The sequence below is a fragment of the Nocardioides aquiterrae genome, assembly GCF_039526625.1.
Lineage (GTDB): Bacteria > Actinomycetota > Actinomycetes > Propionibacteriales > Nocardioidaceae > Nocardioides > Nocardioides aquiterrae.
Genome location: NZ_BAAAJE010000001.1, coordinates 111,344 through 135,325, shown reverse-complemented (window position 1 = coordinate 135,325; position 23,982 = coordinate 111,344). Strand labels below are relative to the sequence as shown.

Below are 23,982 nucleotides of genomic sequence, written 5' to 3'. Positions count from 1 at the left end.
ACCAGTTCGTACCGTCGTCGGCATGCCGCTGCAGCCCGTGCACCGCCGCTCCGTGCCCGACGAGGTCTTCGACCAGGTGCTGTCCGAGGTCGTCGACGGCGGGATCGGCGCCGGCGAGCCGCTGCCCAGCGAGCGCCGGCTGGCCGAGGTGCTCGGCGTCTCCCGCCCGGCGGTCCGCGAGGCGCTGCAGCGGATGGCACAGACCCGGCTGCTCGAGGTCCGGCACGGCGGCGCGACCACGGTCCGCGACTTCCGGCGGTACGCCGGCCTCGACCTGCTGCCGCGCCTGCTGGTGCGTGGCGGCGACCTGGACACCGCGGTCGCGCGGAGCGTGCTCGAGGCCCGGCTCGTGATCGGGCCCGGGGTCGCGGCGCTGGCCGCCGAGCGCGGCGGCCCGGCGCTGGAGGCGACGCTGACCGAGACGCTCGACGCACTGGCCGCGACGGATGACGACGTCGAGCGACAGCTGCAGGCACTCGCGTTCTGGGACCACGTCGTCGACGCCGCCGACTCGATGGTCTTCCGGCTGATGTTCAACAGCCTCCGCGCGGCGTACGAGCCCGCGCTGGAGGCGCTCGCGCCGGTGATGGCCGAGGAGGTGGGCCAGGTCGGCGCCTACCGGGTGCTCACCGCCGCGATCGGCGCCGGCGACCCGGAGACCGCACGGGCCGCGGCCGACCGGGTGCTGCGGCCGGCCACCACCAGCATCCTGTCCGGCCTGTCCGCCCTGGAGGAGTCATGACCAAGAGCACGCCGGAGATCGATCGGCTGGCCGCCGAGCGGCTGGCGGCCGACGAGCAGCGCATCACCGGGTCCCGGCGCACCAACGTCACGCTGGGCTCGGCCTGGCGCTCCTTCTGGCGCGCGCCGAGCCCGTGGCTGATCTCCGCGTTCCTCGTGGCCGCGGTCGCCGGACGGGTGCTGGCCGGACCCGGTTCGTGGTGGGAGCTGCTGATCCCGGCCGGGCTGGTCGCGCTGTTCCCGGTGATCGAGTGGGTCATCCACGTCTGCATCCTGCACTGGCGGCCGCGCCGGCTCGGTCCGGTCGAGATCGACTCGCTGCTGGCCCGCAAGCACCGCGCCCACCACGCCGACCCGCGCGACATCCCGCTCGTGTTCATCCCGTGGCCCGCGCTGGCCTGGCTGCTGCCGGCGTACGTCGTGGTGGCCTGGCTGGCCACGCCGTCCACGACCAGCATGCTCACGCTGCTGGTGTCGGTGTACGGCATCAAGCTCGGCTACGAGTGGACCCACTACCTCGTGCACAGCGACTACCGGCCGCGGTCTCGGTGGTTCCGGTCGGTGTGGCGCAACCACCGCCTGCACCACTACAAGAACGAGCACTACTGGTTCACCGTGACCACGGCCGGCACGGCGGACCGGCTGTTCGGCACCTACCCGGATCCGGCGTCGGTGCGGACGTCGCCGACCGTGCGCGACCTGCACGCGCGGGAGGGCGCTACTCCTTCGTGACGGTGAGCACCGTGAACGTCGTCGAGGGGGCGAGCACCGCGGACCCGAGGTAGGCCACGTCCACCACGTGGGTCCCCGGCCGCAGCCGCGGGAGCCGCACCCGGCAGCGAGCGTCCCGGAGCCGGCACGACCCGGCCCAGTCCGCCACGTCCACCCGGACCCGGCCGGTGGCGCCGTCGACGCGCGCGACCAGCTCCGACCGGTGGCCCCGCGGCACCGAGGCCGGCCGCAGGCGGGCGGTCACCGCGCTCGGGACCGGGCCGACGACCGGCCCGTCGACCGTCACCGGGCTCGGGTCGGTGCCGAGGCGATCGGCGAGGTAGTCCGCGGCGAACGGGTGGTAGCTCAGCCGTACTGACAGCCGCCTCCCCACGTCGTCGACCGTCGGCGTGTACGACGGACCCGCCGCGCCGGCGATCTCGGCACCGTCGCGGAGCCACTGCACCTCGGGGTGGCCGAACTCGGCGACGCCCGCCAGGTAGAGGGCGAGCTGCTCCATCGGGCCGGAGAAGGACACCTCCAGCCGCCCCGGGTCCCACGACACCGGCTCCACCTCGGCCGGCGGGGGCGCAGTCAGGGTGTACGTCGCGAGTCCGCCCGCCACGACGTCGACGACGTCGTCGACGACCGTGTCGTCGCCGGACAGATCCGGCAGCGAGCACGGCGCGACGCCCGCGCACCGCAGCCCGCCCCAGGGCGTCACCGCGGTCACGGCGTACCGCCCCGGCGGCACGACGAAGTCCTCGGTCGCCACACCGCTGGCGCGGTAGGCCTCCGTCCACGTGCCCCCGACCGGCAGGAGCACGATCGCCGCAGCCACGGGCGCGCCCGGGGCGTCCGTCACCGTCACCCGCACCGTGCCGGTGGGTTCGTCGGCCGACGCGGGCGCGACCTGCCCGGTGCCGAGCAGACCGGCCAGGACCAGAGCGACCACCCCGAGTCTCACCTCGTGATCGTGACACGGTCGGGGCCCGGTCGCCGGGATGGTCTGGACGCGGCAGGATGCCGGCATGACGATCCGGCACCTCAACTGCGCGACCATGACCCCGCTCGCCGCGCCGCGGATGGTCGCGCACTGCCTGCTGGTGGAGCGGCCGGAGGGCCTGCTGCTGGTCGACACCGGGTTCGGCGCCGCGGACTGCGCGGACCCGAAGCGCCTCGGGCAGCCGTTCCGCGCACTCGTCCGGCCGGTGCTGGACCCGGCCGAGACCGCGGTGGCGCAGGTGCGCGCGCTCGGGCACGACCCCGCCGACGTCACCGACATCACGCTCACCCACCTCGACCTCGACCACGTCGGCGGGCTGGCGGACTTCCCCGAGGCCCGGGTGCACGTCTTCGCCGACGAGCTCGACGCCGCGCTGCACCCCACCGCGCGGGAGCGGGCCCGCTACCTCGAGGTCCAGCGGGCGCACGGCCCGCGCTGGATCACCCACGACGTCCCCGGCGACGCGTGGTCCGGCTTCGAGTCGGTGACCGCGCTGTCGGACGACGTCCTGCTGATCCCGCTCCAGGGCCACACCCGCGGCCACTGCGGCGTCGCGGTCCGCCGCCCGGACGGCGGCTGGCTGCTGCACGCCGGCGACGCGTACTTCCACGCCTCGGAGAAGCAGACCCCGCCGGCGGCGCCGTTCTCCCTGCGCGCCTTCCAGACGCTGATGGCGGTGCAGAACCGGCGCCGGGTCGCCAACGCCGAGCGGCTCCGCGAGCTGCAGCGGTCGCACGGTGCCGAGGTCACGATCTTCTGCGCGCACGACGCGTCGGAGTACGCGGAACTGGCTCGCCAGGGCGGGCGATAGGCCGAGGCGGCGTCTCCCAGGGCACGAGCCGTTGCGCCCGCGTGGACTGAGCTTCGTCGATCGTGGAGCCTAGGGGACTCGAACCCCTAACCCCCTGCTTGCAAAGCAGGTGCGCTACCAATTGCGCCAAGGCCCCGTGCGGGGCGTGGCCCCACGGGTGAGCGTCAGGAGCGCTCGACCGGGTCGGTCGCCTCGGCCCAGAGCGCCTGCTCCTTCTTGCCCTCGTCGAGCTTGCGCTTGACGACGACGGCGCCGCCGACGGCCAGGAGGAGGAGCAGGATCTTCTTCATGGCTGGCTCCCTCGATGGGCGGGTGGATGCCGGGGATGGTGGGCCTAACAGGACTTGAACCTGTGACCTCTTCCTTATCAGGGAAGCGCTCTAACCGTCTGAGCTATAGGCCCTCGAACCGAGGGGGAACACTACCGGACCGTGCGCGGGCCGGACAAAACGGGGCCGGTGGTTACCGCTCGTCCTCGGCCAGCGTCAGCTCCACGCCGCCGAGCAGCGCGGCCGACATGTTGTAGAGGAACGCGCCGAGGGTGGCGATCGCGGTGATCAGGATGACGTCGACGACGCTCACCAGGATCGTGAAGCCCATGACGCGGGACATCCCGACGTACTTCTCGACGTCCCAGTTGGCGGCGTCCTGGCCGCCGACCACGTCCTGCACGGTCTGGTTGATCGAGTCCCAGACGCCGGCGGCGGCGAGCACCGACCAGATGATGAAGACCGACACCACGGTGACCACGCCGAAGGCGATGGCCAGCAGGAACGACGTCTTCATCACCGACCACGGGTCGATCCGGGTCAGACGGAGCCGGGCCCGGCGCGGCGGGCGCTTGCCCGCCGCGGCCTTCTTCGCGGCCTTGGTCGACTCGGGCTGAGCGTTCGCGCGGTGCTCGTCGGCGGCGTTCGACAGCTTGGCCGAGATCCGTTCGCCGAGGGGGGCGCGCACGGCGGTCTCCTGGCGCTCGGTCATCAGCCCTCACTCTCTCCGTCGGGCTCCGGGGCGGGATCGGTCACGTCGATTGTTGCATCCGTACCCTCATCGGACGATTCGCCAACGTCACCGGTGGTCGGCTGGACCGGCTCGTCGCCGTTCTCCTCGCCGTTCTCCTCGTCCTCGCGGGCCTCGACCGACCGGGCGACCACCGCGACCGCGTCGCCCGCCTTGGGCGACACGAACTTCACGCCCTGCGTCGAGCGGCCGGTGGGCCGGAAGTCGGCGTTGATCGGGCTGCGCACGACCTGGCCGTTCTGGGTGATCGAGAGGACCTCGTCGCCCTCCTCGACGATGAACGCGCCGACCAGCTGGCCGCGGTCCTCGTTCGCCAGCGCCATCGCCTTGATGCCCAGGCCGCCGCGGTTGGTGATGCGGTACTCCGAGATCCGGGTGCGCTTGGCGAAGCCGCCGTCGGTGATCGTGAAGACGTACTGCTCCTTGACGTCCGGCAGCTCGCCGGCCGCGGTGGACTCGCCCGCCGCCTCGGCCCTGGCCTCCGCGGCCTCCTCGGCGGCGACCTGCTCGGCGCGGATCACCGACATCGAGAGCACCGAGTCCTCGGGGGTGCGGAACTTCATGCCGGTCACGCCCGAGGTCGCGCGACCCATCGGCCGCAGCTGCGCGTCGTTCGCCTGGAACCGGATCGCCTGGCCCTTGCGCGACACCAGCAGGATGTCGTCGTTCTCGCTGACCAGCTCGGCGCCGATCAGCTCGTCGTCGTCCTCGCGGAAGTTGATCGCGATCACGCCGGCCTGACGCGGGCTGTTGTAGTCGCCCAGGCGGGTCTTCTTCACCAGGCCGTTGCGGGTGGCGAGCACCAGGTACGGCGCCTGGTCGTAGTCGCGGATCGCCAGCACCTGCGCGATGTTCTCGTCGGGCTGGAACGACAGCAGTCCGGCGACGTGCCCACCCTTGGCGTCGCGCGACGCCTCGGGGAGGTTGTACGCCTTGGTCCGGTAGACCCGGCCGGCGGTGGTGAAGAACAGCAGCCAGTGGTGGTTGGTGGTCGCGATGAAGTGCTCGACCACGTCGTCGCCGCGCAGGCTCGCGCCGCGCACGCCCTTGCCGCCGCGCTTCTGGGTCCGGTACTGGTCGGCGCGGGTGCGCTTGGCGTAGCCGCCGCGGGTGATCGAGACGACCAGGTCCTCGTCCGGGATCAGGTCCTCCATGGAGAGGTCCCCGTCGGCCGCGATGATCTGGGTGCGCCGGTCGTCGCCGTACTTCTCGACGATCTCGCTGAGCTCGTCGGAGACGATCTGCCGCTGCCGGCTGACGTTGGCCAGGATGTCCTCGAGGTCGGCGATGCGCAGCTCGATCTCGGCCAGGTCGTCGATGATCTTCTGCCGCTGGAGCGCTGCCAGCTGACGCAGCTGCATGTCGAGGATGGCGGTCGCCTGGATCTCGTCGATCTCGAGCAGCTCGATCAGGCCCTGGCGGGCCTCGGCCACGTCGGGCGAACGCCGGATGAGCGCGATGACCTCGTCGAGCTGGTCGAGCGCCTTGACCAGGCCGCGCAGCACGTGGGCGCGCTTCTCGGCCTCGCGCAGGCGGTACTCCGTGCGCCGGCGGATGACCTCGACCTGGTGGTCCACCCAGTTGCTGATGAACTGGTCGATCGAGAGGGTGCGCGGCACCCCGTCGACGAGCGCGAGCATGTTGGCGCTGAAGTTGGTCTGCAGCTCGGTGTGCTTGAGCAGGTTGTTGAGGACCACCCGGGCGACCGCGTCGCGCTTGAGCACGACGACCAGCCGCTGGCCGGTGCGGTCGGAGGTGTCGTCGCGGACGTCGGAGATGCCCTGGACCTTGCCGGAGTCGGCGAGCTCGGCGATCTTCAGCGCCAGGTTGTCCGGGTTGACCATGTAGGGCAGCTCGGTGATGACCAGGTTGGTGCGACCGCGGCTGTCCTCGTCGACCTCGATCACCGCGCGCTGGGTGATCGAGCCGCGGCCGGTGCGGTAGGCCTGCTCGATGCCCTGGTGGCCCACGATCAGGGCGCCGTTGGGGAAGTCGGGGCCCTTGATCCGCTCGATGAGGGCGTCCTGGAGCTCCTCCCGGCTCGCGTCGGGGTGCTCGAGCGCCCACTTCGCGCCGTCGGCGACCTCACGCAGGTTGTGCGGCGGGATGCTCGTCGCCATGCCGACCGCGATGCCCGCCGAACCGTTGACCAGCAGGTTCGGGATGCGCGAGGGCAGGACCACCGGCTCCTCGGAGCGGCCGTCGTAGTTGGGCTGGAAGTCGACGGTCTCCTGGTCGATGTCGCGGACCATCTCCATGGCCAGCGGCGCCATCCGGCACTCGGTGTACCGCATCGCCGCGGCGGCGTCGTTGCCCGGCGAGCCGAAGTTGCCCTGGCCGTTGACCAGCGGCGCGCGCATCACCCACGGCTGGGCGAGGCGGACCAGGGTGTCGTAGATCGCGGTGTCGCCGTGCGGGTGGTACTGACCCATGACGTCGCCGACGACGCGCGAGCACTTCGAGAACCCGCGGTCGGGGCGGTAGCCGCCGTCGTACATGGCGTACAGCACCCGGCGGTGCACCGGCTTGAGGCCGTCGCGGACGTCGGGCAGCGCGCGGCCGACGATGACCGCCATCGCGTAGTCGATGTACGCGCGCTGCATCGAGGTCTGCAGCTCGACGGGCTCGATCCGGCCGCCGGGGCCTTGCGGGGGAGTGCCGCCGTCAGTGGGGGTTTCGGTCACGATTGATCTTTCTGGTCGCTTCTACCGGAATCTAGGGATGTCGCTAGACACCTAGATATCCAGGAATCGGACGTCCTTGGCGTTGCGCTGGATGAAGGAGCGGCGCTGCTCGACGTCCTCGCCCATGAGGATCGAGAAGATCTCGTCGGCGTGCGCCGCGTCGTCCAGGGTCACCTGGAGCATCAGCCGCTGCTCGGGGTCCATGGTGGTCTCCCACAGCTCCTTGGCGTTCATCTCGCCCAGACCCTTGTAGCGCTGGACCGGGTTCTCCTTCGGCAGCTTCTTGCCGGCCTCCTGGCCGGCGCGCAGCAGGGCGTCGCGCTCGGCGTCGGAGTAGACGAACTCGTGCTCGTGCGGCTTGCTCCACCGGATCCGGTACAGCGGGGGCTGGGCCATGTAGACGTAGCCGCCCTCGATCAGCGGCTTCATGAACCGGAACAGCAGGGTCAGCAGCAGCGTATTGATGTGGTGGCCGTCGACGTCGGCGTCGGCCATCAGCACGACCTTGTGGTAGCGCAGCTTGTCGATGTCGAACTCGTCCTGGATCCCGGTGCCGAGCGCCGAGATGATCGACTGCACCTCCTGGTTGCCCAGGACCTTGTCGATCCGGGCCTTCTCGACGTTCAGGATCTTGCCGCGGATCGGGAGGATCGCCTGGATCCGCGGGTCCCGGCCCTGCCGCGCCGAGCCGCCCGCCGAGTCGCCCTCGACGATGAAGACCTCGCACTCGGCCGGGTTGGTCGACTGGCAGTCCGACAGCTTGCCGGGCAGGCCGCCGCCGCCGAGCAGGCCCTTGCGCGAGCGCGCGAGGTCGCGCGCCTTGCGCGCGGCCATCCGGGCCTGGGCCGCGGCCTGGGCCTTGCGGATGATCTCGCGGCCCTCGGCCGGGTTCTGCTCGAGCCAGGCGCCGAGCTGGTCGTTGACCACCCGCTGCACGAAGCCCTTGGCCTCGGTGTTGCCGAGCTTGGTCTTGGTCTGGCCCTCGAACTGCGGCTCGCCGAGCTTGATCGAGATGATCGCGGTCAGGCCCTCGCGGATGTCGTCGCCCGACACCCGGTCCTCCTGCTTCTTCATCAGGCCCCACTCCGAGCCCCAGTTGTTGACCAGGGAGGTCAGCGCGGCGCGGAAGCCCTCCTCGTGGGTGCCGCCCTCGTGGGTGTTGATCGTGTTCGCGAAGGTGTGGACCGACTCGGTGAACGAGGTGTTCCACTGCATCGCGACCTCGAGGCTCATGTGGTTCTCGACGCCGTCGGGCGTCTCGGCCTCGAACGAGATGATGGACGGGTTGGCCGCCTGCTTCTTGCGGTTGATGTGCTCGACGTAGTCGACCAGGCCGCGGTCGTAGCGGAACACCTGCTCGACCCCGCCGGTCTCGCCGCGCTTGATGCTGTCGTGCCGGTTGGAGTCGACGGTGTCGGAGACCGTGTCGTCCTCGACCGCGTCGGCGAGCTCGTCGGCCTGGGGACGCTCGTCGCGGACGACGATCTCCAGGCCCTTGTTGAGGAACGCGTACTCGCGGATCCGGGCGGTGATGGTCTCCAGCGAGTACGTCGTGGTCTCGAAGATGTCGGGGGAGGCGTAGAACGTGATCGTGGTCCCGGTGCGCTCGCCGTCCTCCATCGGCCGCACCTCCTCGAGCGGCCCGTCCGGCACACCGATCGAGAAGGTCTGGCGCCACAGGTGCCCGCGGTTCTTCACCTCGGCGATCACCTTGGTGGACAGTGCGTTGACGACCGAGACGCCGACGCCGTGCAGGCCGCCGGAGACCTTGTAGCCGCCGCCGCCGAACTTGCCACCGGCGTGCAGCACGGTCAGCGCGAGCGTCAGCGCCGGCAGCTCCTGCCCGGGCGCGGTGTCGGTCGGGATGCCGCGGCCGTTGTCCTCGACCCGGATCCCGCCGTCCGCCTGGAGGGTCAGCACGATCCGGTCGCAGTAACCGGCCAGCGCCTCGTCGACCGCGTTGTCCACGATCTCCCAGATCAAGTGGTGGAGGCCGCGCTCACCGGTCGAGCCGATGTACATGCCGGGGCGCTTGCGGACCGCCTCGAGGCCCTCGAGCACCTGGATCGCGGAGGCGTCGTACTGCACCTCTCCGGCGGGGGTCTCGATCTTGCCGTCCTCGCTCACGCGCACCTCTTCTTGCGGGCCTCTGACATGGAGAAGGCCGCAGCACGAGGGCTGGACGGCCAACGTCCATGATAGCCCTCAGAACGCCGGATTCCACGTCCTGCCCCACAGGAGTGGGGCGTCTGTGGAGGAAATCCGGCCCGGAGCGGCTCTTGCGCGCCGCTCACGCGGACGAACAGGGGTGCGGACAGGGCCCTGTACGTCGGAGCGGCCGTCAGATCGTCTCCGGCGCGGTCAGCGGATCAGCCGTAGGTGTCGCGCGGGCCGCGACCGTCGCGCACCGAGCGCGGGCCCTTCTTCCAGGTCGGCAGGTGCGGGCCCTGGACGTCGATCACGGTCACGGTCCCGTGGCCGAGCTCCTCGTTGAGTCGGCGGACCAGCGTGGGGGTCAGCAGCCGCAGCTGGGTGGCCCACGCGGTCGAGTCGGTGCGCACCACCAGCCGCCCGTCGGCGAACGTCTCGGGGGTGCAGTGCTGCGCCACCTCGCCGCCGACCAGCTCCCCCCAGCGGCCGAAGACGCCGTGCACCCGCAGGTCGAGGTCCCAGCCGTGGTCGTCGACCAGCCGGCTCACGGTGGCGTCGAGCAGCTGCGGGTCGCGGTCGTCGGGGTGGGCGCCGGAGACCCGGCCACGCCGCGGGGTGTCCTTCTTGCGCAGCTTCTTCCGCGCGGCCGGCGACGCCTTGGCCGTCGCGCGGGTCAGCGCCCGCGCCAGGTCGAGGCCGTCGTCCCGGTGCTCGGGTGCCTCCGGGATCCCGGGCTCGTCACTGCTCACGGACGACCTCGCCGTTCGCGACGGCGTACCGCACACCGGCCAGCGCCGCGGGCACGTCGGCGGCCACCGCCGCGGTCACCAGCACCTGCTCGGCGCCCGCGACCAGGTCGGCGAGCTGGGCGCGCCGCTCGGTGTCGAGCTCGGCGAACACGTCGTCGAGGATGAGGATCGGGTCGTCGCCGTCGGCGCGGAGCAGGTCGTACGACGCCAGCCGCAGCGCCAGCGCGAACGACCAGGACTCCCCGTGCGAGGCGTACCCCTTGACCGGGAGCTCGCCGAGCCGCAGCAGCAGCTCGTCGCGGTGCGGGCCGACCAGCGAGATCCCGCGGTCCAGCTCGTCGCCGCGCCGGCGCTCGACCTCTGCGAGCAGCGCCTCGGTCAGGTCGTCGCGCTCCGTGCGGCCCTCGAGGTCGAACGACGGCTTGTACTCGACGTCGGCGTCGTCCCGGGTGGCGCCGCGGGCGACGGTCTCGTACGCCTTGCCGACGTACGGGCGCAGCGCGTCGACGAGCGCGATCCGCTCGGCGAGCAGCTCGGCGCCGGTGCGCGCGAGGTGGGCGTCCCACACGCCGAGCGTGTCGAGCGCGCCCTTGCTCAGCCGCGCGGTCTTGAGCAGCGAGTTGCGCTGCCGGAGCACCCGGTCGTAGTCGGAGCGGACGCCGGCCAGCCGCGGGGTGCGCAGCACCAGCAGGTCGTCGAGGAACTTCCGTCGATCGCTCGGGTCGCCCTTGACCAGGGTCAGGTCCTCGGGCGAGAAGACCACGGTCCGCACCAGGCCGACCAGCTCGCGGGCCCGGGGGAGGGGCGACCGGTTGATCCGCGCCCGGTTGGACTTCCCGGGGTTGAGCTCGACCTCGAGCACCGCCGTCCGCCCGTCCCGGACCACGGCCGCGCGGACCACCGCCTGGTCGGCCCCGGCGCGGATCAGCGGTGCGTCGGTCGCGACCCGGTGCGACGCCAGCCGGGAGAGGTAGTCGATCGCCTCGACGAGGTTCGTCTTGCCCTGACCGTTGCGCCCGATGAACGCGGTGACCCCCGGCTCGAGCGCGACGTCGGCGGACGCGTACGAGCGGAAGTCGTGGAGGGTCAGGTGCGAGACGTACACAGGGTGGTCGGCTTCCGGGCTTCTAGCGCCTGCCGAGTCGGCGCCATGCGGTGCTCGCGTCGCTGCGCTCCGCTTCCACCGACTCGGCTACGGCTGCGCTGGCTCGCTTCGCTCGCGCGCAGCTCTCCGCATCAGGCACCTGCATCTCCTCCGACCGGCGGCTCGGTGCGGGTGGCGTGGCCGCCGAACTGGTTGCGCATCGCGGCCACCGCCTTCATCGCGGGGCTGTCGTCCTGGCGGGAGCTGAAGCGCGCGAACAGGGACGCGGCGATGGCGGGCACCGGTACGGCGAGGTCGATCGCGGCCTGGACCGTCCAGCGACCCTCACCGGAGTCGTCGGCCCACCCGGCGATCTTGTCGAGGTGCTGGTCCTCCTCCAGCGCGGCCACCAGCAGGTCGAGCAGCCAGGAGCGGATCACGGTCCCGGAGCGCCAGGAGTCGAAGACCTCCGCGACGTTGTCGACGAGGTCGGCCTTCTCCAGGAGCTCCCAGCCCTCGGCGTAGCTCTGCATCATCGCGTACTCGATGCCGTTGTGGACCATCTTGGCGAAGTGCCCGGCGCCGGGCTTCTTGCCGGCGTGCACGAACCCGCCCTCGGCCGGCTTCAGCGCGTCGAACGCCGGCCGCACCTTCGCGACGTCCTCGTCGGAGCCGCCGCACATCAGCGCGTAGCCGTTCTGCTGGCCCCACACGCCGCCGGAGACGCCGCAGTCGACGAAGCCGATGCCCTTCTCGGCGAGCATCGCGGCGTTCGCCTGGTCGTCGGTCCACTTCGAGTTGCCGCCATCGACCACGAGGTCGCCCTCCCCGAGCAGCTCGCCGAGCTCGCGGATGGTGTCGCGGGTCGGGTCGCCGGCCGGGACCATCACCCAGACCACCTTCGGGGAGGGCAGCCGGTCGACCATCACCGCCAGGCTGTCGGCGTCGGCGAGGTCGGGGTTGCGGTCGTAGCCGACCACCGTGTGCCCCGCGTCGCGCAGCCGCGTCCGCATGTTGCCGCCCATCTTGCCGAGTCCGACGAGTCCGATGTCCATACCGGCCAGCCTAGGTGGGAGACGTCTGGGTCAGGAGAGGAGCCGGCGCGGCATCAGCAGGTAGCGGAACGGCGCGTCCTCGCCGCCGTCGGCGCGGCCGCTGATGACGACCGGCTTGGAGGCCTGCGTGAACGCCAGCTCGACGACCGGCTGGTCGATCGCGGTCAGGCCGTCGAGGAGGAACTGCGGGTTGAAGCCCGTCGTGATGTCCTCGCCGTCGATGGTCGCCTCGATCGACTCCGACGCCTGAGCCTCGTCACCGGACCCGGCGTCGAGGGTCAGCACACCGTCGCTGAACGCCAGCTGCACCGCGGTGTTGCGCTCCGCGACCAACGAGACGCGCTTGACCGACTCCACGAGCGCGGCCTTGTCGACGAGCGCCGTGGTCTGGTGCTCGCTGGGGAACAGGCTGCGGACCTTGGGGAACTCACCGTCCAGCAGCCGCGTCGTCGTGCGGCGGACGCCGCCGGGTGCCTGGCCCTCGAAGCCGATGATGCCCTCGCCGGTGCCGGTGGTCGCGAGCGCGATCGTGACCTCGCCACCGGCGGTGAGCGACTTGGCGGTGTCGCCGAGTACCCGCGCCGGAACGAGCGCGGCGGCCGACTCGTCGGGCGTGCGCGGGTTCCAGGGGAGCTCCCGGTGGGAGAGCCGGAACCGGTCGGTCGCCAGCAGCGAGATCGTGCTGCCGTCGATCTCGATCCGGACGCCGGTCAGCACCGGCAGCATGTCGTCGCGGCCGGCGGCCGTGACGGCCTGGGCGACCGCGTGGGCGAACTCCTCGGCGTCGACGGTTCCGGTGGCCGAGGGCATGTCCGGCAGCGACGGGTAGTCGTCGACGGGCATGGTCTGGAGGCTGAACCGGGCGGATCCGCAGGTCAGCGACACCCGCGCACCGTCGAGCACCATGTCGACCGGCTTGTCCGGGAGGCTGCGGCAGATGTCGGCGAGCAGGCGGCCGCTGACCAGGGCCTTGCCCTCGTCGTTGACCTGGGCGCTGAGCGTCGCGCGGGCCGACGTCTCGTAGTCGAAGGTCGAGAGCACCAGGCCGTCGTCGCTGGCCTCGATGAGCAGGCCGGCGAGGACCGGGACGCTGGGACGGACCGGGAGGCTGCGGGCAGCCCACGCGACGGCATCGGCGAGCACGTCACGCTCGACGCGGAACTTCACGATGGTTCCTTCGGGTCGAATGTCGGGTCTGTCGTCGGGGAGCACGACACGAGTTCTCGGGATGCGAATCCTGCCATGCGGGACCGACGGGCGGGAGTTGTCCCCAGGAAGGGGCCCGGATGGATGTTCACGGGCGATCGATCTGGTGGGAGGTACGTGGGAGTCATAGCGTCGGTGGACACTGTGGAGAACCGGTGTTCTCGCAGGTCAGTCGGGCGATTCGGGTTCCACAGGGGCTGTGGAACGACAAATGAGGACGTCGCGCGGCGTGTGGAGCGGCGTGGGGCCGCCGGATTCGTGTGCTGCTTCGTCCACAGGCTCTCCCGGGCCGGCGGTCGGCGAACCACACGTCCTCCACAGCGTCCGGAGGGTTCGGCGGTCAGACCTGGCGGGCCTGCATCTTGATCCGGTTGGTCAGCTCGGAGACCTGGTTGAACACCGCGCGGCGCTCGGCGAGGAGCTGGTTGATCTTGCGGTCGGCGTACATGACCGTCGTGTGGTCGCGGTTGCCGAACTGCGCGCCGATCTTCGGCAGCGACAGGTCGGTGAGCTCGCGGCACAGGTACATGGCGATCTGGCGGGCCATGACCAGGTGCCGGCCGCGGCTGGGACCGGTCAGCTCGTCGATCGAGAGCCCGAAGTACGCCGCCGTCTGGGCGATGATCAGCGCCGCGGTGATCTCGGGCTCGCCGCCCTCGGGGATCAGGTCCTTGAGCACGATCTCGGCCAGGGTCATGTCGACCTCCTGGCGGTTCAGGTTCGCGAACGCGGTGACCCGGATCAGCGCGCCCTCGAGCTCGCGGATGTTCGTCTGGATCTTCGAGGCGATGAACTCCAGCACGTCCGGGGGAGCGGTGAGCCGGTCCATCGCCGCCTTCTTGCGCAGGATCGCGATGCGGGTCTCCAGGTCCGGCGGCTGGACGTCGGTGATCAGGCCCCACTCGAACCGGTTGCGGAGCCGGTCCTCGAGCGCCTCGAGCCGCTTGGGCGCGCGGTCGGACGTCAGCACGATCTGCTTGTTCGCGTTGTGCAGCGTGTTGAACGTGTGGAAGAACTCCTCCTGGGTCTGGGTCTTGCCCTCCAGGAACTGGATGTCGTCGATGAGCAGCACGTCGACGTCGCGGTAGCGCCGCTTGAAGCGGTCCTGCCGGTCGTCGCGGATCGCGTTGATGAACTCGTTGGTGAACTCCTCGCTCGACACGTACCGGACCTTCGCCCCGGTGTAGAGCGAGCGGACGTAGTGGCCGATCGCGTGCAGGAGGTGGGTCTTGCCGAGCCCCGAGTCGCCGTAGACCAGCAGCGGGTTGTACGCCTTGCCCGGTGCCTCGGCGACCGCGACGGCGGCCGCGTGCGGGAACCGGTTGGACGAGCCGATGACGAAGGTCTCGAACGTGTACTTGGGGTTGAGCCGGGTCTCCAGGGCGGTGGGCCGGGTGCCGACCGCGTCGAGGGGCGGCTCGACGGGGCTGGGCGGCGTCGGCCGGGCCGGAACCTCGGGCACCGCATTTGTCGACATGTTGACATCTCGACTTGTCACTTCTTCGAGTCCCGGCACGGGCACCGGCGGCGCCGTGTCCTCGAGCGCCGGGTTCACGGTGACCGCGATCCGGATCTCGCGGCCGAACCGCACGGTGAGCGCGTCCTCCAGCTGGGCCCGCAGCCGGCCCTCGAGCTGGTTGCGGGTGAAGTCGTTGGGGACGGCGACGATCGCGGTGCTCTCGTGGAGGGTCACCGGCTCACTGGCGCGCAGCCAGGCGCGCTGGTTCGGTTGGAGATCGTCGACCACGCCGCGCCAGGCGGTCTGAAGGTCCGGGCTGAGGTCCGAGGTGCTCTGCTCCACCGTTCCCGCTTTCTGGTCAGTGCTGGTCGTTCGGCGCCCGGTCGGCCCCGACGATGGCGACATCGTCCGGGACCTGCCGCCCCTCGCGCAGGAGAACCGTGCGAGTTCCGGGGCGACGGGGGCTCCGTCGTACGTCCACAACTTTGTCCACAGGTTGTGAACCCGACCTCCCCGCTGTGGAAGAGACCGGTCCGAGACCACCGTCGGAAGCGTCCGGGACGGGTGTTCCTGCAGGTCAGCGGCCTGTCGGCGCGAGTGTGTCGGTCGTCACAACCGCTGGTGTCCCGGGCCGTTCCCCGGGTGGCGGGGAACCTCGTTGCCGGCGAACGTAACAAGCCGCCGCGGGCCGCGGCAACCCGTCATCCACAGGTAGTCTGACAGGGCCCGCACGCCGGTTTGACCCTGTGGATCGGCTGCGCGTACCGTTGCTCGGTCACCCGGTGTCGACCGGTGCCGCATGTCCACGACAGAGCAGCCTCAGCGCGGTCGTTCGTGGGTGCGCGGTGCCAGCCGAAAGGGCCCCCTCGGGGCCCGACTGAGCGCCGCCGCTCCGGCCCGGTGTGGCTGCCCTGACAACACCATGGAGAGAAGCTCGTGAGCAAGCGTACGTACCAGCCGAACAACCGCCGCCGTCACAAGGTGCACGGGTTCCGCCTGCGCATGCGCACCCGCGCCGGCCGCGCGATCCTGTCCTCGCGCCGCCGCAAGGGCCGCAAGAGCCTCGCCGTCTGACGGCCCGGCAGGCCGGACCCAGGCCAGCCGCGTGCTGCCCCCGGCTCACCGCCTCACCGACGGTGCGTCGTTCCGCGAAGCGGTCCGCACGGGCCGGCGCAGCGGGACGCGCACCGTCGTGGTGCATCTGGCGACCTCTCCCTCGGGGGACGGGCCGCCGCGGGTGGGCTTCGTGGTCAGCAAGGCCGTGGGGAACGCCGTCCTCCGCAATCGCGTGAAGCGCCGACTTCGACACCTGGCCCGGGAGCACGTCTCGTCGCTCCCGGGCTCTGCCGTGCTCGTGGTCCGGGCCCTCCCGGCCGCCGGGTCCGCCTCGGCGGCGGAACTCGGCGCCGACCTCGCACGTTGCCTCCGTCGGGTGCAGGTCCAGGAGGTGGACGCGTGAGGTACGACCCGCTGCGCTGGGCACTGATCGGGTTCCTGCGCACCTACCGGCTGCTGATCAGCCCGCTCTACGGCCAGGTCTGCCGCTACCACCCGTCCTGCTCGGCGTACGCGCTCGAGGCGGTCACGGAGCGCGGCAGCGTGGTCGGGACCTGGCTGGCGGTCCGCCGCCTGGCGCGCTGCCACCCGTGGGCCGCCGGCGGCTACGACCCGGTCCCGCCTCGGCCCTCCCGCCTGCGCGCGGGCTCATCTCCCTCACCCCAGCAAGGAGCCTGATCCGTGGGATTCCTCGGCGACATCGGCCACTTCATCATGACGCCGCTGTACTACGCCATCTCCGCCGTCCTCGTCGCCTGGCACTGGGCGCTGACGAACATCCTGCAGATGAACCCGCACGGCGGCGCCACGTGGGTGCTGTCGATCATCGGCCTGACGCTGACCGTGCGCGCCGCGCTGATCCCGCTGTTCGTGAAGCAGATCAAGTCCAGCCGGAACATGCAGCTGATCCAGCCCAAGGTCAAGGAGCTGCAGAAGAAGTACGGCCACGACCGGGAGCGTCTCGCCCAGGAGACGATGAAGCTGTACCGGGAGAGCGGCACGAACCCGTTCGCCTCCTGCCTGCCGATCCTGATCCAGATGCCGATCTTCCTGGCGCTGTTCCGGCTGCTGGACCACCACGCCGCCAACGGCTCCGGGATCGCGTTCCTCACCACGGACCTGGCGAAGAGCTTCGGCAGCGCCGAGCTGTTCGGGGTGATCCCGCTGAAGGCGACCTTCCTGCAGAGCGGCGGGTCGATCGCCGTGCAGGTCGTGGCCGCGCTGCTGGTCGTCGCGATGACGGCCACGACGTTCACCACCCAGCGCCAGCTGATGAGCAAGAACATGCCGCCGGACGCGCTCACCGGGCCGTACGCGCAGCAGCAGAAGCTGCTCCTCTACGTGCTCCCGGTCGTGTTCGCCGTCGGTGGCATCGCGTTCCCGATCGGCGTGCTGTTCTACTGGACCACCTCCAACCTGTGGACGATGGGTCAGCAGTTCTACGTGATCCGGAACAACCCGGCCCCCGGCACGTCGGCCGCGAAGGCCAAGGAGGAGCGTGACCGGCTGAAGGCGCAGAAGCACGGCAAGGTCGTGGAGGCCGCTCCGGTCGAGGAGCCCGAGCCGGAGCGCCGGCCGCAGCAGCGCCAGCAGCCCAAGAAGCAGTCGCGCGAGAAGCGCAAGAAGTCCAGCGGGCCGCGGCCCGCCCCGAAGCCCGAGGGAGGCACGAATGACTGACGCCCCGCACGACATCGAGACCGCCGAGGCCGAGACCGCCGAGACCGCCGAGATCGACGGCGACGAGCAGGACCACCCGGTCGCGGCCGGGTCGCGGATCCAGCAGCTCGAGCAGGAGGGAGACATCGCGGCGGACTACCTCGAGGAGCTGCTCGACATCGCGGACCTCGACGGCGACCTGGACATGGACGTCGACGGTGACCGGGCCGCGGTCTCGATCGTCGGCGCCGACCTCTCCCAGCTGGTGGGCGCCAAGGGCGAGGTGCTGGACGCGCTGCAGGAGCTCACCCGGCTCGCCGTCTACCGCGAGACCGGTGAGCGGTCGCGGCTGATGCTGGACATCTCCGGCTACCGGGCCGAGCGCCGGGCGGAGCTGGTGAAGCTCGCCGAGGACACCGTGGCCCGGGTCCGGGAGTCGGGCGAGCCGGTCTCACTGTCCCCGATGTCGCCGTTCGAGCGCAAGGTCGTGCACGACGCCGTCGCGGCCGCCGGCCTGACCTCGGAGTCGGAGGGCGTCGAGCCCCGGCGCTACGTGGTGGTGCTCCCCGGGTGATCCTGGATGAGTGATGTTTCACGTGAAACGCCCTCCGTGCCCGAGGTGGCGCGGAGGGTGTTTCCGTCTGACCGGATGCCGCTCGCGGAGCGCTACGCCGAGCTGCTCGCGACCGACGGCGTCGTCCGTGGCCTGATCGGCCCCCGGGAGGCGCCGCGGCTGTGGGACCGGCACCTGGTGAACTGCGCGCTGCTCGCGGACCTGCTCCCGCCGGGTTCGACGGTCTGCGACATCGGGTCCGGGGCCGGCCTCCCCGGCCTGGTCCTGGCGATCGCGCGGGCGGACCTGCGGGTGACGCTGGTCGAGCCGCTGCTGCGCCGGACGACGTTTCTCGAGGAGGCGGTCGAGGCGCTCGGTCTCGACCACGTCGAGGTGGTGCGGGGCCGGGCGGACGCGCTGCACGGGCGCCGCCGCTTCGCGGTGGTGACGTCCCGGGCGGTGGCGCCCCTGGACCGGCTGCTCGGCTGGTCGATGCCGCTGGTCGAACCGTCCGGTGCCCTCGTGGCGATGAAGGGCTCGTCGATCCGCGAGGAGATCGAGGGGGCGCGCCCGGTGCTGGAGCAGATGGGCTGCGCCGAACCGGAGGTGCTGGTCCTGGGGGAGGGCGTCGTGCCGTCCACCACGGTCGCGGTCCGGGTGGCCTGGGCCGATCCCGGCCGGGTATCTTGGCCGCTTACGGCACCCGAACCGAAGAGCAAGTCGAAGCGGAGGCGTCGGCCTTGAGCGAGTTTTCCACCGGTGGCGGGACGCCTCCTGAGCGTAGTTATCCACAGACGGACGATGTTCCTCCACAGGTCGATGTTTCACGTGAAACGGGCACCGGGTGGCCGTCGGACGCGCCGAGCGTGCGCACCGCGGAGGACATCGCGGTGGCCGCGTCGCACTTCGACGAGGACCACTCCACCCCGCTGGCGCGGGCGGCCGAGCACGTGGTGCTGGCCCGGCACGGCGCCCGGATGCGGCCGGCCCTGCCCCGGCCGGAGGGGACCCGCATCTTCGTGGTGGCGAACCAGAAGGGCGGGGTCGGCAAGACGACCTCGACGGTGAACGTCGCCGCCGCGCTCGGCCAGCTCGGCCAGCGGGTGCTCGTCGTCGACCTCGATCCGCAGGGCAACGCGTCCACCGCGCTCGGTGTCGAGCACCGGCGGGGGGTGGCCTCGACCTACGACGCCCTCGTCGACGGAGTCCCGCTCGCCGAGGTCGCCAGCCCGAGCCCCGAGGTGGACAACCTGATGGTGGTCCCCGCGACCATCGACCTGGCCGGTGCCGAGATCGAGCTGGTGTCGGTGGTGGCCCGGGAGAGCCGGCTGCGCAAGGCCATCCACGGACACCCGCAGGTGGGGGCCGCGGCCGAGGCGGGCGAGGACCGGTTCGACTACGTCCTGATCGACTGCCCGCCCTCGCTCGGCCTGCTGACGCTGAACGCGCTCGTCGCCGGCAACGAGATGATGATCCCGATCCAGGCGGAGTACTACGCCCTCGAGGGGCTGGGCCAGCTGCTGGAGACCGTCGAGATGGTCAAGGCGCACCTGAACCCCGGGCTCGACGTGTCGACGATCCTGGTGACCATGTACGACGCCCGCACCCGCCTGGCCGCGGGCGTCGCGGAGGAGGTGCGGGAGCACTTCGGGGACCAGGTCCTCAAGACCACGATCCCGCGCTCGGTGCGGGTGTCGGAGGCGCCGTCGTACGGCCAGACCGTGATGACCTACGATCCCGGATCGCCCGGTGCGCTGTCCTACCTCGAGGCGGCGCGCGAGATCGCGATCAAGGGAGCACCGTCATGATCACGCCAGCGAACCACGCGCTCCGCTCACCTCGCCTCGGGAGCGCCGCGTGAACGCCGCCAACCGCCCGCCGCAGCGCCGCGGGCTCGGTCGCGGGCTGGGCTCCCTGATTCCCACCGGTCCGGCGGACGACGCCCCCCGGGCGAGCGCGGCCGCCGTGGGTGCGGCGGAGACCGAGCACCTCGCGCCGATCGAGGGCGCGTACTTCGCGGAGGTGCCGGTCGGCCAGATCACGCCGAACCGGGTGCAGCCGCGGCAGGTCTTCGACGAGGACGCGATGGCCGAGCTGGTGCACTCGATCCGCGAGATCGGCGTGCTGCAGCCGGTGGTGGTGCGTCGCCACGGCCCGGAGGACTTCGAGCTGGTCATGGGCGAGCGCCGGTGGCGCGCCTCCCAGGAGGCCGGGCTGGAGACGATCCCGGCGATCGTCCGCGAGACCGACGACGTGGACATGCTCCGCGACGCGCTCCTGGAGAACCTGCACCGCTCCCAGCTCAACCCGCTCGAGGAGGCCGCGGCGTACCGGCAGATGCTGGACGACTTCGGGTGCACCCACGAGGAGCTGGCGTCGCGGATCGGGCGGTCCCGGCCACAGATCAGCAACACGCTGCGGCTGCTCAACCTGTCACCGGCGGTCCAGCGCCGGGTCGCCGCCGGGGTGCTCTCGGCCGGCCACGCCCGCGCCCTGCTCTCCATCGACGACGCGGACCTGCAGGACCGGCTGGCTCAGCGGGTCGTCGCGGAGGGCATCAGCGTCCGGGGCCTGGAGGAGATCGTCGCCGTCCGCGACCCGGGCTCCCCGGCCCCGCGGGTGGCCCGCAGGAAGCCGGTGGCGCCCGGCCTGGTGGACCTCGCCGAGCGACTGTCGGACCGCTTCGAAACCCGCGTGAAGGTGGACCTCGGGCGCAGCAAGGGCCGGATCACCGTGGAGTTCGCCTCGCTGGACGACCTCCAGCGCATCGTCGACATCATGGATCCGCGCAACCGCAGCGACCGGCCGATCTGACCCAGAGGCCAGCGAGCGATAAACCGGTAAGTCAGTATGTCGACAAAGCGACTCGCCGACCTACCGGCGCCGGCGCTCCTTCTCCTCGGCGTCCAGGCGGAGTGCCTCGTCGGGGGTGGGCGCCGACCCGCCGTAGGAGGCCGGCAGCCACCAACAGCCGGGCGGCTGCTCGTCGGCGGGGTACTCGCGGATCGCGGTGTCCAGGAGCGCTGCCATCGTGGCGCGCAGCTCCGCGGTCTCGGCGACGGGGTCGGCGCCGGTCGGGTGCAGCGGCTCACCCACCCGGATCGCGATCGTCTTCCCGCGCGAGAAGTCCTTCGGCTGGTCCTTGGTCATCATCCGCTGGGTGCCCCAGAGGATCACCGGGACCAGCGGGACGCCGGCCTCCGCCGCGATCCGGACCGCTCCCGTCTTGAACTCCTTGAGCTCCATCGATCGGGAGATCGTGGCCTCCGGGAAGATGCCCACCGCCTCACCGGCGCGCAGGTACTCCACCGCGGTGCGGTAGGACGCCTCGCCCGCGCCGCGGTCCACCTCGATGTGGTGCAGCGAGCGCATCAGCGGTCCGGTGTACCGGTGCGTGAAGAGCTCGCGCTTGGCCATGAAGCGGACCAGCCGGCCCGACGGGTTCGCGGCCAGGCCGCCGTACACGAAGTCGACGTAGCCGATGTGGTTGTAGGCGAGCAGCACGCCTCCGGAGCGCGGGACGTGCTCGACGCCGGTCATGTGGAACCGCTGGCCGAGCACGCGGAAGGCGGTCTTCGCGGTCCAGATGACCGGCGGGTAGGTCAGGTCGCGCACGGGACTCGCTCTCAGTAGCGGACCTGGAGGTACTCGGCGATCCGGCCGATCGCCTCCTCCAGGACGTGGACGTCGGGCAGCGTGACCAGCCGGAAGTGGTCGGGGCGGGGCCAGTTGAAGCCGGTGCCGTGCGTGACCAGGATCTTCTTGGCCCGGAGCAGGTCGATCACGAACGACTCGTCGTCCTCGATCGGGTAGACCGCCGGATCCAGGCGCGGGAAGCAGTACAGCGCGCCTCGCGGCGCGACGTTGCTGACGCCGGGGATGTCGTTGAGCAGCTTGTCGGCGAGCTTGTTCTGCTCGTAGAACCGCCCACCCGGCACGATCAGCTCCTCGATCGACTGGTAGCCGCCGAGCGCGGTCTGGATCGCGTGCTGGGCCGGGACGTTCGCACACATCCGCATGTTGGCGATCAGGGTCAGGCCCTCGATGAAGTCCAGGGCGTTCTCCTTGGGGCCGGAGATCATCACCCAGCCGGCCCGGTAGCCGCAGACGCGGTACGCCTTGGAGAGCCCGCTGAACGTCAGGCAGAGCACGTCGTCGCCGGCGTACGTCGCCGCGTGGTGGTGCACCGCGTCGTCGAAGATGATCTTCTCGTAGATCTCGTCGGCGAAGACCACCAGCTGGTGCCGCCGGGCGATGTCGACCAGGCCCCGGACCGTCGCCTCGCTGTAGACCGCGCCGGTCGGGTTGTTCGGGTTGATGATCACCAAGCCGTGGGTGTTCTCGGTGATCTTGGACTCGACCTCGGCGAGGTCGGGGTTCCAGCCGTTGCTCTCGTCGCAGTCGTAGTGCACCGCGGTGCCGCCGGACAGCGTGATCGCGCCGGTCCACAGCGGGTAGTCCGGCGCCGGCACCAGGATCTCGTTCCCGTCGTCCAGGAACGCCTGGAGCACCATCGTGATCAGCTCGGAGACACCGTTGCCGATGAACACGTCGTCGACGCCGACGTCGCGCAGGCCGTGGCTCTGGTAGTACTGCGCGACGGCCGTGCGTGCGGGGTAGATGCCCTGGCTGTCGCTGTAGCCCTGCGACTCCGGCAGGTGGTGCACCATGTCGGCCACGATCGCCTCGGGGGCCTCGAAGCCGAACGGCGCGGTGTTGCCGATGTTCAGCTTGAGGATGTGGTGGCCCTCGGCCTCCAGGCGCTGCGCCTCGACGAGGATCGGCCCGCGTACGTCGTAGCGGACGTTCTGCAGCTTCCGGCTCTGTCGGATCTTGCGCACGCGGACATCCTCGCAGGCCGGGCCTACCATGGCTGCGGGGGTGCCAGGGGACGGAGGTGTGATGTCGCGCAAGATCGTCCGGCTGACGCTGGACCACCTCGAGGCGCTGCGCGCGCCGTGCCGCGCCTGCCTGTTCTGGGAGCTGGACCCGGTGCGCCGCGAGCGGGTGTCCGATCCGCGCGCCGAGAAGGACGCCTGGGTGTCGCACGTGCTGCGCGAGTGGGGCTCGTGCGGCCGGGTCGCGCTGGTCGACGACCGTCCGGTCGGGTACGTCGTCTACGCACCCGAGGCGTTCGTCCCGGGTGCGGCCGGGTTCCCCACGGCGCCGGTGTCGCCGGACGCGGTGCTGATGACGATGGCGTACGTCGAGCCGGCGTACCGCGGGGGCGGGCTCGGCCGGATGCTGGTGCAGGGCATGGCCCGCGACCTGATCAAGCGCGGCGGGGTGGGGGCCGTCGAGGCGTTCGGCGACGCCCGGGGCCGCGCCGGGCACTGCGTGGTGCCGGTGGACTTCCTCGGCGGCGTCGGGTTCAAGACGCACCGCCCGCACCCGCGCTACCCGCGGCTGCGGATGGACCTGCGCACCGCGGTGACCTGGCGCGACGAGGTCGAGGCCGCGATCGAGCGGCTGGTCGGCACGCTGCGACCGGCCCCGAAATCGGCGCGAGGCCCGGCGCCGAAGGCGACCCGGGCCTCGCGAGTCGGGCCGCGCTAGCGGACCGACTGATGGTGATCGAGCGAGCCGCGCGACGGAGGAACGACGTCGCGACCGGCGTGTCGAGATCCAGTCAGCGGGGCCGACGACCAGCTACGCGATGTACTCGGCGAGCTCGTTGAGGAGCGTCGCCTTCGGCCGGGCGCCGACGATGGTCTTCACGACCTCGCCGCCCTGGTAGACGTTGATCGTCGGGATGCCGGTGACCCGGTAGTTGGACGGGGTCACGGGGTTCTCGTCCACGTTCATCTTGAGGAACGTGATCTTGTCACCGTGGGCGGAGGCGATCTCGTCGAGGATCGGGGCGACCTGGCGGCACGGGCCGCACCACTCCGCCCAGAAGTCCACGAGGACCGGCTTGTCGGACTTGAGGACCTGCACGTCGAACTCGGCGTCGGTCACGGCGTTGATGTTGCCCACAGGGGGTTCCTTTCGAAGGGTGAACTCGGAGGTCTGATCACAGTCAACAGCAGCCCGGGGACGG

Annotated in this window: 25 protein-coding genes and 2 tRNA genes; 12 read left to right on the top strand and 15 right to left on the bottom strand. The window is 71.2% G+C overall.

Annotated features, from left to right (window positions below; translation table 11 throughout):
• Nucleotides 1-22 precede the first annotated feature (22 nt).
• Together ABD086_RS00645 and ABD086_RS00640 are read left to right on the top strand one after the other, a co-directional pair.
• Nucleotides 23-742: a FadR/GntR family transcriptional regulator gene (locus tag ABD086_RS00645; protein WP_343904718.1), complete on the top strand. Its 720-nt coding sequence runs from the start codon at nt 23-25 to the stop codon at nt 740-742.
• Complete coding sequence (locus ABD086_RS00640) at nt 739-1,473, top strand: sterol desaturase family protein (protein WP_343904716.1); 735 nt, start codon at nt 739-741, stop codon at nt 1,471-1,473. The genes ABD086_RS00645 and ABD086_RS00640 overlap by 4 nt, the downstream gene beginning before the upstream one ends.
• Here the strand turns inward: ABD086_RS00640 and ABD086_RS00635 are convergent.
• Nucleotides 1,460-2,419, bottom strand: a complete 960-nt coding sequence (locus ABD086_RS00635) for a hypothetical protein (RefSeq protein ID WP_343904714.1) — start codon at nt 2,417-2,419, stop codon at nt 1,460-1,462. The two genes, ABD086_RS00640 and ABD086_RS00635, sit on opposite strands and share 14 nt — an antisense overlap.
• A 64-nt stretch (nt 2,420-2,483) precedes the next feature.
• Here ABD086_RS00635 and ABD086_RS00630 point away from each other — a divergent pair, with 64 nt between their 5' ends.
• Nucleotides 2,484-3,269: an MBL fold metallo-hydrolase gene (locus ABD086_RS00630; RefSeq protein ID WP_343904712.1), complete on the top strand. Its 786-nt coding sequence runs from the start codon at nt 2,484-2,486 to the stop codon at nt 3,267-3,269.
• A 63-nt stretch (nt 3,270-3,332) separates the two neighbouring features.
• Here the strand turns inward: ABD086_RS00630 and ABD086_RS00625 are convergent.
• From ABD086_RS00625 to dnaA, 11 genes are all read right to left on the bottom strand, one after another.
• Nucleotides 3,333-3,405 (bottom strand) — tRNA-Ala (locus ABD086_RS00625).
• A 28-nt stretch (nt 3,406-3,433) separates the two neighbouring features.
• Entirely contained in the window at nt 3,434-3,559 is a 126-nt protein-coding gene (locus tag ABD086_RS00620; RefSeq protein ID WP_343904710.1) for a DLW-39 family protein, read from the bottom strand.
• 36 nt (nt 3,560-3,595) lie between these two features.
• Nucleotides 3,596-3,672: transfer RNA gene (locus ABD086_RS00615), tRNA-Ile, on the bottom strand.
• Between the two features lie 59 nt (nt 3,673-3,731).
• Complete coding sequence (locus ABD086_RS00610; protein ID WP_343904708.1) at nt 3,732-4,250, bottom strand: DUF3566 domain-containing protein; 519 nt, start codon at nt 4,248-4,250, stop codon at nt 3,732-3,734.
• Nucleotides 4,250-6,892, bottom strand: coding sequence for a DNA gyrase subunit A (gene gyrA / locus ABD086_RS00605; RefSeq protein ID WP_425571515.1), 2,643 nt, complete (start codon nt 6,890-6,892; stop codon nt 4,250-4,252). The genes ABD086_RS00610 and gyrA overlap by 1 nt, the downstream gene beginning before the upstream one ends.
• Nucleotides 6,893-7,024: 132 nt before the next feature.
• Entirely contained in the window at nt 7,025-9,100 is a 2,076-nt protein-coding gene (gene gyrB / locus ABD086_RS00600; RefSeq protein ID WP_343904705.1) for a DNA topoisomerase (ATP-hydrolyzing) subunit B, read from the bottom strand.
• Between the two features lie 242 nt (nt 9,101-9,342).
• Nucleotides 9,343-9,873, bottom strand: coding sequence for a DciA family protein (locus ABD086_RS00595; RefSeq protein ID WP_343904704.1), 531 nt, complete (start codon nt 9,871-9,873; stop codon nt 9,343-9,345).
• Entirely contained in the window at nt 9,863-10,978 is a 1,116-nt protein-coding gene (gene recF, locus ABD086_RS00590) for a DNA replication/repair protein RecF (protein WP_343904702.1), read from the bottom strand. Before recF ends, ABD086_RS00595 begins: the two co-directional genes overlap by 11 nt.
• A 131-nt stretch (nt 10,979-11,109) precedes the next feature.
• Nucleotides 11,110-12,021 (bottom strand): phosphogluconate dehydrogenase (NAD(+)-dependent, decarboxylating), encoded by a 912-nt coding sequence (gene gnd / locus ABD086_RS00585; protein ID WP_343905304.1) that lies wholly within the window; start codon nt 12,019-12,021, stop codon nt 11,110-11,112.
• Nucleotides 12,022-12,042: 21 nt separating this feature from the next.
• Nucleotides 12,043-13,179, bottom strand: coding sequence for a DNA polymerase III subunit beta (gene dnaN / locus ABD086_RS00580; RefSeq protein WP_343904700.1), 1,137 nt, complete (start codon nt 13,177-13,179; stop codon nt 12,043-12,045).
• A 379-nt stretch (nt 13,180-13,558) separates the two neighbouring features.
• On the bottom strand, nt 13,559-15,082 hold the full coding sequence (dnaA, locus tag ABD086_RS00575; protein ID WP_343904698.1) for a chromosomal replication initiator protein DnaA: 1,524 nt from the start codon (nt 15,080-15,082) through the stop codon (nt 13,559-13,561).
• A 531-nt stretch (nt 15,083-15,613) separates the two neighbouring features.
• On the opposite strand from dnaA, the gene rpmH reads away from it, so the two are divergent.
• The 8 genes from rpmH to ABD086_RS00535 all read left to right on the top strand — a co-directional run bounded on the left by rpmH (nt 15,614) and on the right by ABD086_RS00535 (nt 20,756).
• Nucleotides 15,614-15,751, top strand: a complete 138-nt coding sequence (rpmH, locus tag ABD086_RS00570) for a 50S ribosomal protein L34 (protein WP_011758123.1) — start codon at nt 15,614-15,616, stop codon at nt 15,749-15,751.
• Nucleotides 15,752-15,782: 31 nt separating this feature from the next.
• Nucleotides 15,783-16,136, top strand: coding sequence for a ribonuclease P protein component (rnpA, locus tag ABD086_RS00565; protein WP_343904690.1), 354 nt, complete (start codon nt 15,783-15,785; stop codon nt 16,134-16,136).
• A complete protein-coding gene (yidD, locus tag ABD086_RS00560) occupies nt 16,133-16,411 on the top strand; it encodes a membrane protein insertion efficiency factor YidD (RefSeq protein WP_343904689.1) in 279 nt (92 codons plus the stop codon). Before rnpA ends, yidD begins: the two co-directional genes overlap by 4 nt.
• Nucleotides 16,412-16,447: 36 nt before the next feature.
• A complete protein-coding gene (gene yidC / locus ABD086_RS00555; protein ID WP_425571514.1) occupies nt 16,448-17,410 on the top strand; it encodes a membrane protein insertase YidC in 963 nt (320 codons plus the stop codon).
• Nucleotides 17,403-17,963, top strand: a complete 561-nt coding sequence (locus ABD086_RS00550; RefSeq protein WP_343904687.1) for a Jag family protein — start codon at nt 17,403-17,405, stop codon at nt 17,961-17,963. The genes yidC and ABD086_RS00550 overlap by 8 nt, the downstream gene beginning before the upstream one ends.
• Nucleotides 17,964-18,038: 75 nt before the next feature.
• A complete protein-coding gene (rsmG, locus tag ABD086_RS00545; RefSeq protein ID WP_343904686.1) occupies nt 18,039-18,686 on the top strand; it encodes a 16S rRNA (guanine(527)-N(7))-methyltransferase RsmG in 648 nt (215 codons plus the stop codon).
• 122 nt (nt 18,687-18,808) lie between these two features.
• Entirely contained in the window at nt 18,809-19,750 is a 942-nt protein-coding gene (locus tag ABD086_RS00540) for a ParA family protein (protein WP_343904685.1), read from the top strand.
• A gap of 49 nt (nt 19,751-19,799) precedes the next feature.
• Nucleotides 19,800-20,756 carry a ParB/RepB/Spo0J family partition protein gene (locus ABD086_RS00535; RefSeq protein ID WP_343904684.1) on the top strand — a complete coding sequence of 319 codons (957 nt, stop codon included), beginning with the start codon at nt 19,800-19,802 and terminating at the stop codon, nt 20,754-20,756.
• A 60-nt stretch (nt 20,757-20,816) separates the two neighbouring features.
• Here the strand turns inward: ABD086_RS00535 and ABD086_RS00530 are convergent, their stop codons facing one another.
• Both ABD086_RS00530 and ABD086_RS00525 read right to left on the bottom strand, forming a co-directional pair.
• Entirely contained in the window at nt 20,817-21,557 is a 741-nt protein-coding gene (locus ABD086_RS00530; RefSeq protein ID WP_343904683.1) for a lysophospholipid acyltransferase family protein, read from the bottom strand.
• An 11-nt stretch (nt 21,558-21,568) separates the two neighbouring features.
• Nucleotides 21,569-22,783, bottom strand: a complete 1,215-nt coding sequence (locus tag ABD086_RS00525; protein ID WP_343904682.1) for a pyridoxal phosphate-dependent aminotransferase — start codon at nt 22,781-22,783, stop codon at nt 21,569-21,571.
• A gap of 61 nt (nt 22,784-22,844) precedes the next feature.
• On the opposite strand from ABD086_RS00525, the gene ABD086_RS00520 reads away from it, so the two are divergent.
• The gene (locus ABD086_RS00520) at nt 22,845-23,498 is read left to right on the top strand and encodes a GNAT family N-acetyltransferase (protein ID WP_343904681.1); all 654 of its coding nucleotides are present in this window, start codon (nt 22,845-22,847) and stop codon (nt 23,496-23,498) included.
• A gap of 93 nt (nt 23,499-23,591) precedes the next feature.
• On the opposite strand, the gene trxA is transcribed toward ABD086_RS00520, so the two are convergent.
• The gene (gene trxA / locus ABD086_RS00515; protein WP_343904680.1) at nt 23,592-23,918 is read right to left on the bottom strand and encodes a thioredoxin; all 327 of its coding nucleotides are present in this window, start codon (nt 23,916-23,918) and stop codon (nt 23,592-23,594) included.
• Between the last annotated feature and the right edge of the window lie 64 nt (nt 23,919-23,982).

Coding starts and splice junctions, on each gene's coding strand:
- ABD086_RS00610 (WP_343904708.1), bottom strand. CDS start 4,250: ATGACCGAGCGCCAGGAGACCGCCGTGCGCGCCCCCCTCGGCGAACGG.
- ABD086_RS00620 (WP_343904710.1), bottom strand. CDS start 3,559: ATGAAGAAGATCCTGCTCCTCCTCCTGGCCGTCGGCGGCGCCGTCGTC.
- rsmG (WP_343904686.1), top strand. CDS start 18,039: ATGCCGCTCGCGGAGCGCTACGCCGAGCTGCTCGCGACCGACGGCGTC.
- ABD086_RS00520 (WP_343904681.1), top strand. CDS start 22,845: ATGTCGCGCAAGATCGTCCGGCTGACGCTGGACCACCTCGAGGCGCTG.
- ABD086_RS00630 (WP_343904712.1), top strand. CDS start 2,484: ATGACGATCCGGCACCTCAACTGCGCGACCATGACCCCGCTCGCCGCG.
- yidC (WP_425571514.1), top strand. CDS start 16,448: ATGACGCCGCTGTACTACGCCATCTCCGCCGTCCTCGTCGCCTGGCAC.
- ABD086_RS00550 (WP_343904687.1), top strand. CDS start 17,403: ATGACTGACGCCCCGCACGACATCGAGACCGCCGAGGCCGAGACCGCC.
- ABD086_RS00640 (WP_343904716.1), top strand. CDS start 739: ATGACCAAGAGCACGCCGGAGATCGATCGGCTGGCCGCCGAGCGGCTG.
- ABD086_RS00645 (WP_343904718.1), top strand. CDS start 23: ATGCCGCTGCAGCCCGTGCACCGCCGCTCCGTGCCCGACGAGGTCTTC.
- gyrA (WP_425571515.1), bottom strand. CDS start 6,892: ATGCAGCGCGCGTACATCGACTACGCGATGGCGGTCATCGTCGGCCGC.
- dnaA (WP_343904698.1), bottom strand. CDS start 15,082: ATGTCGCCATCGTCGGGGCCGACCGGGCGCCGAACGACCAGCACTGAC.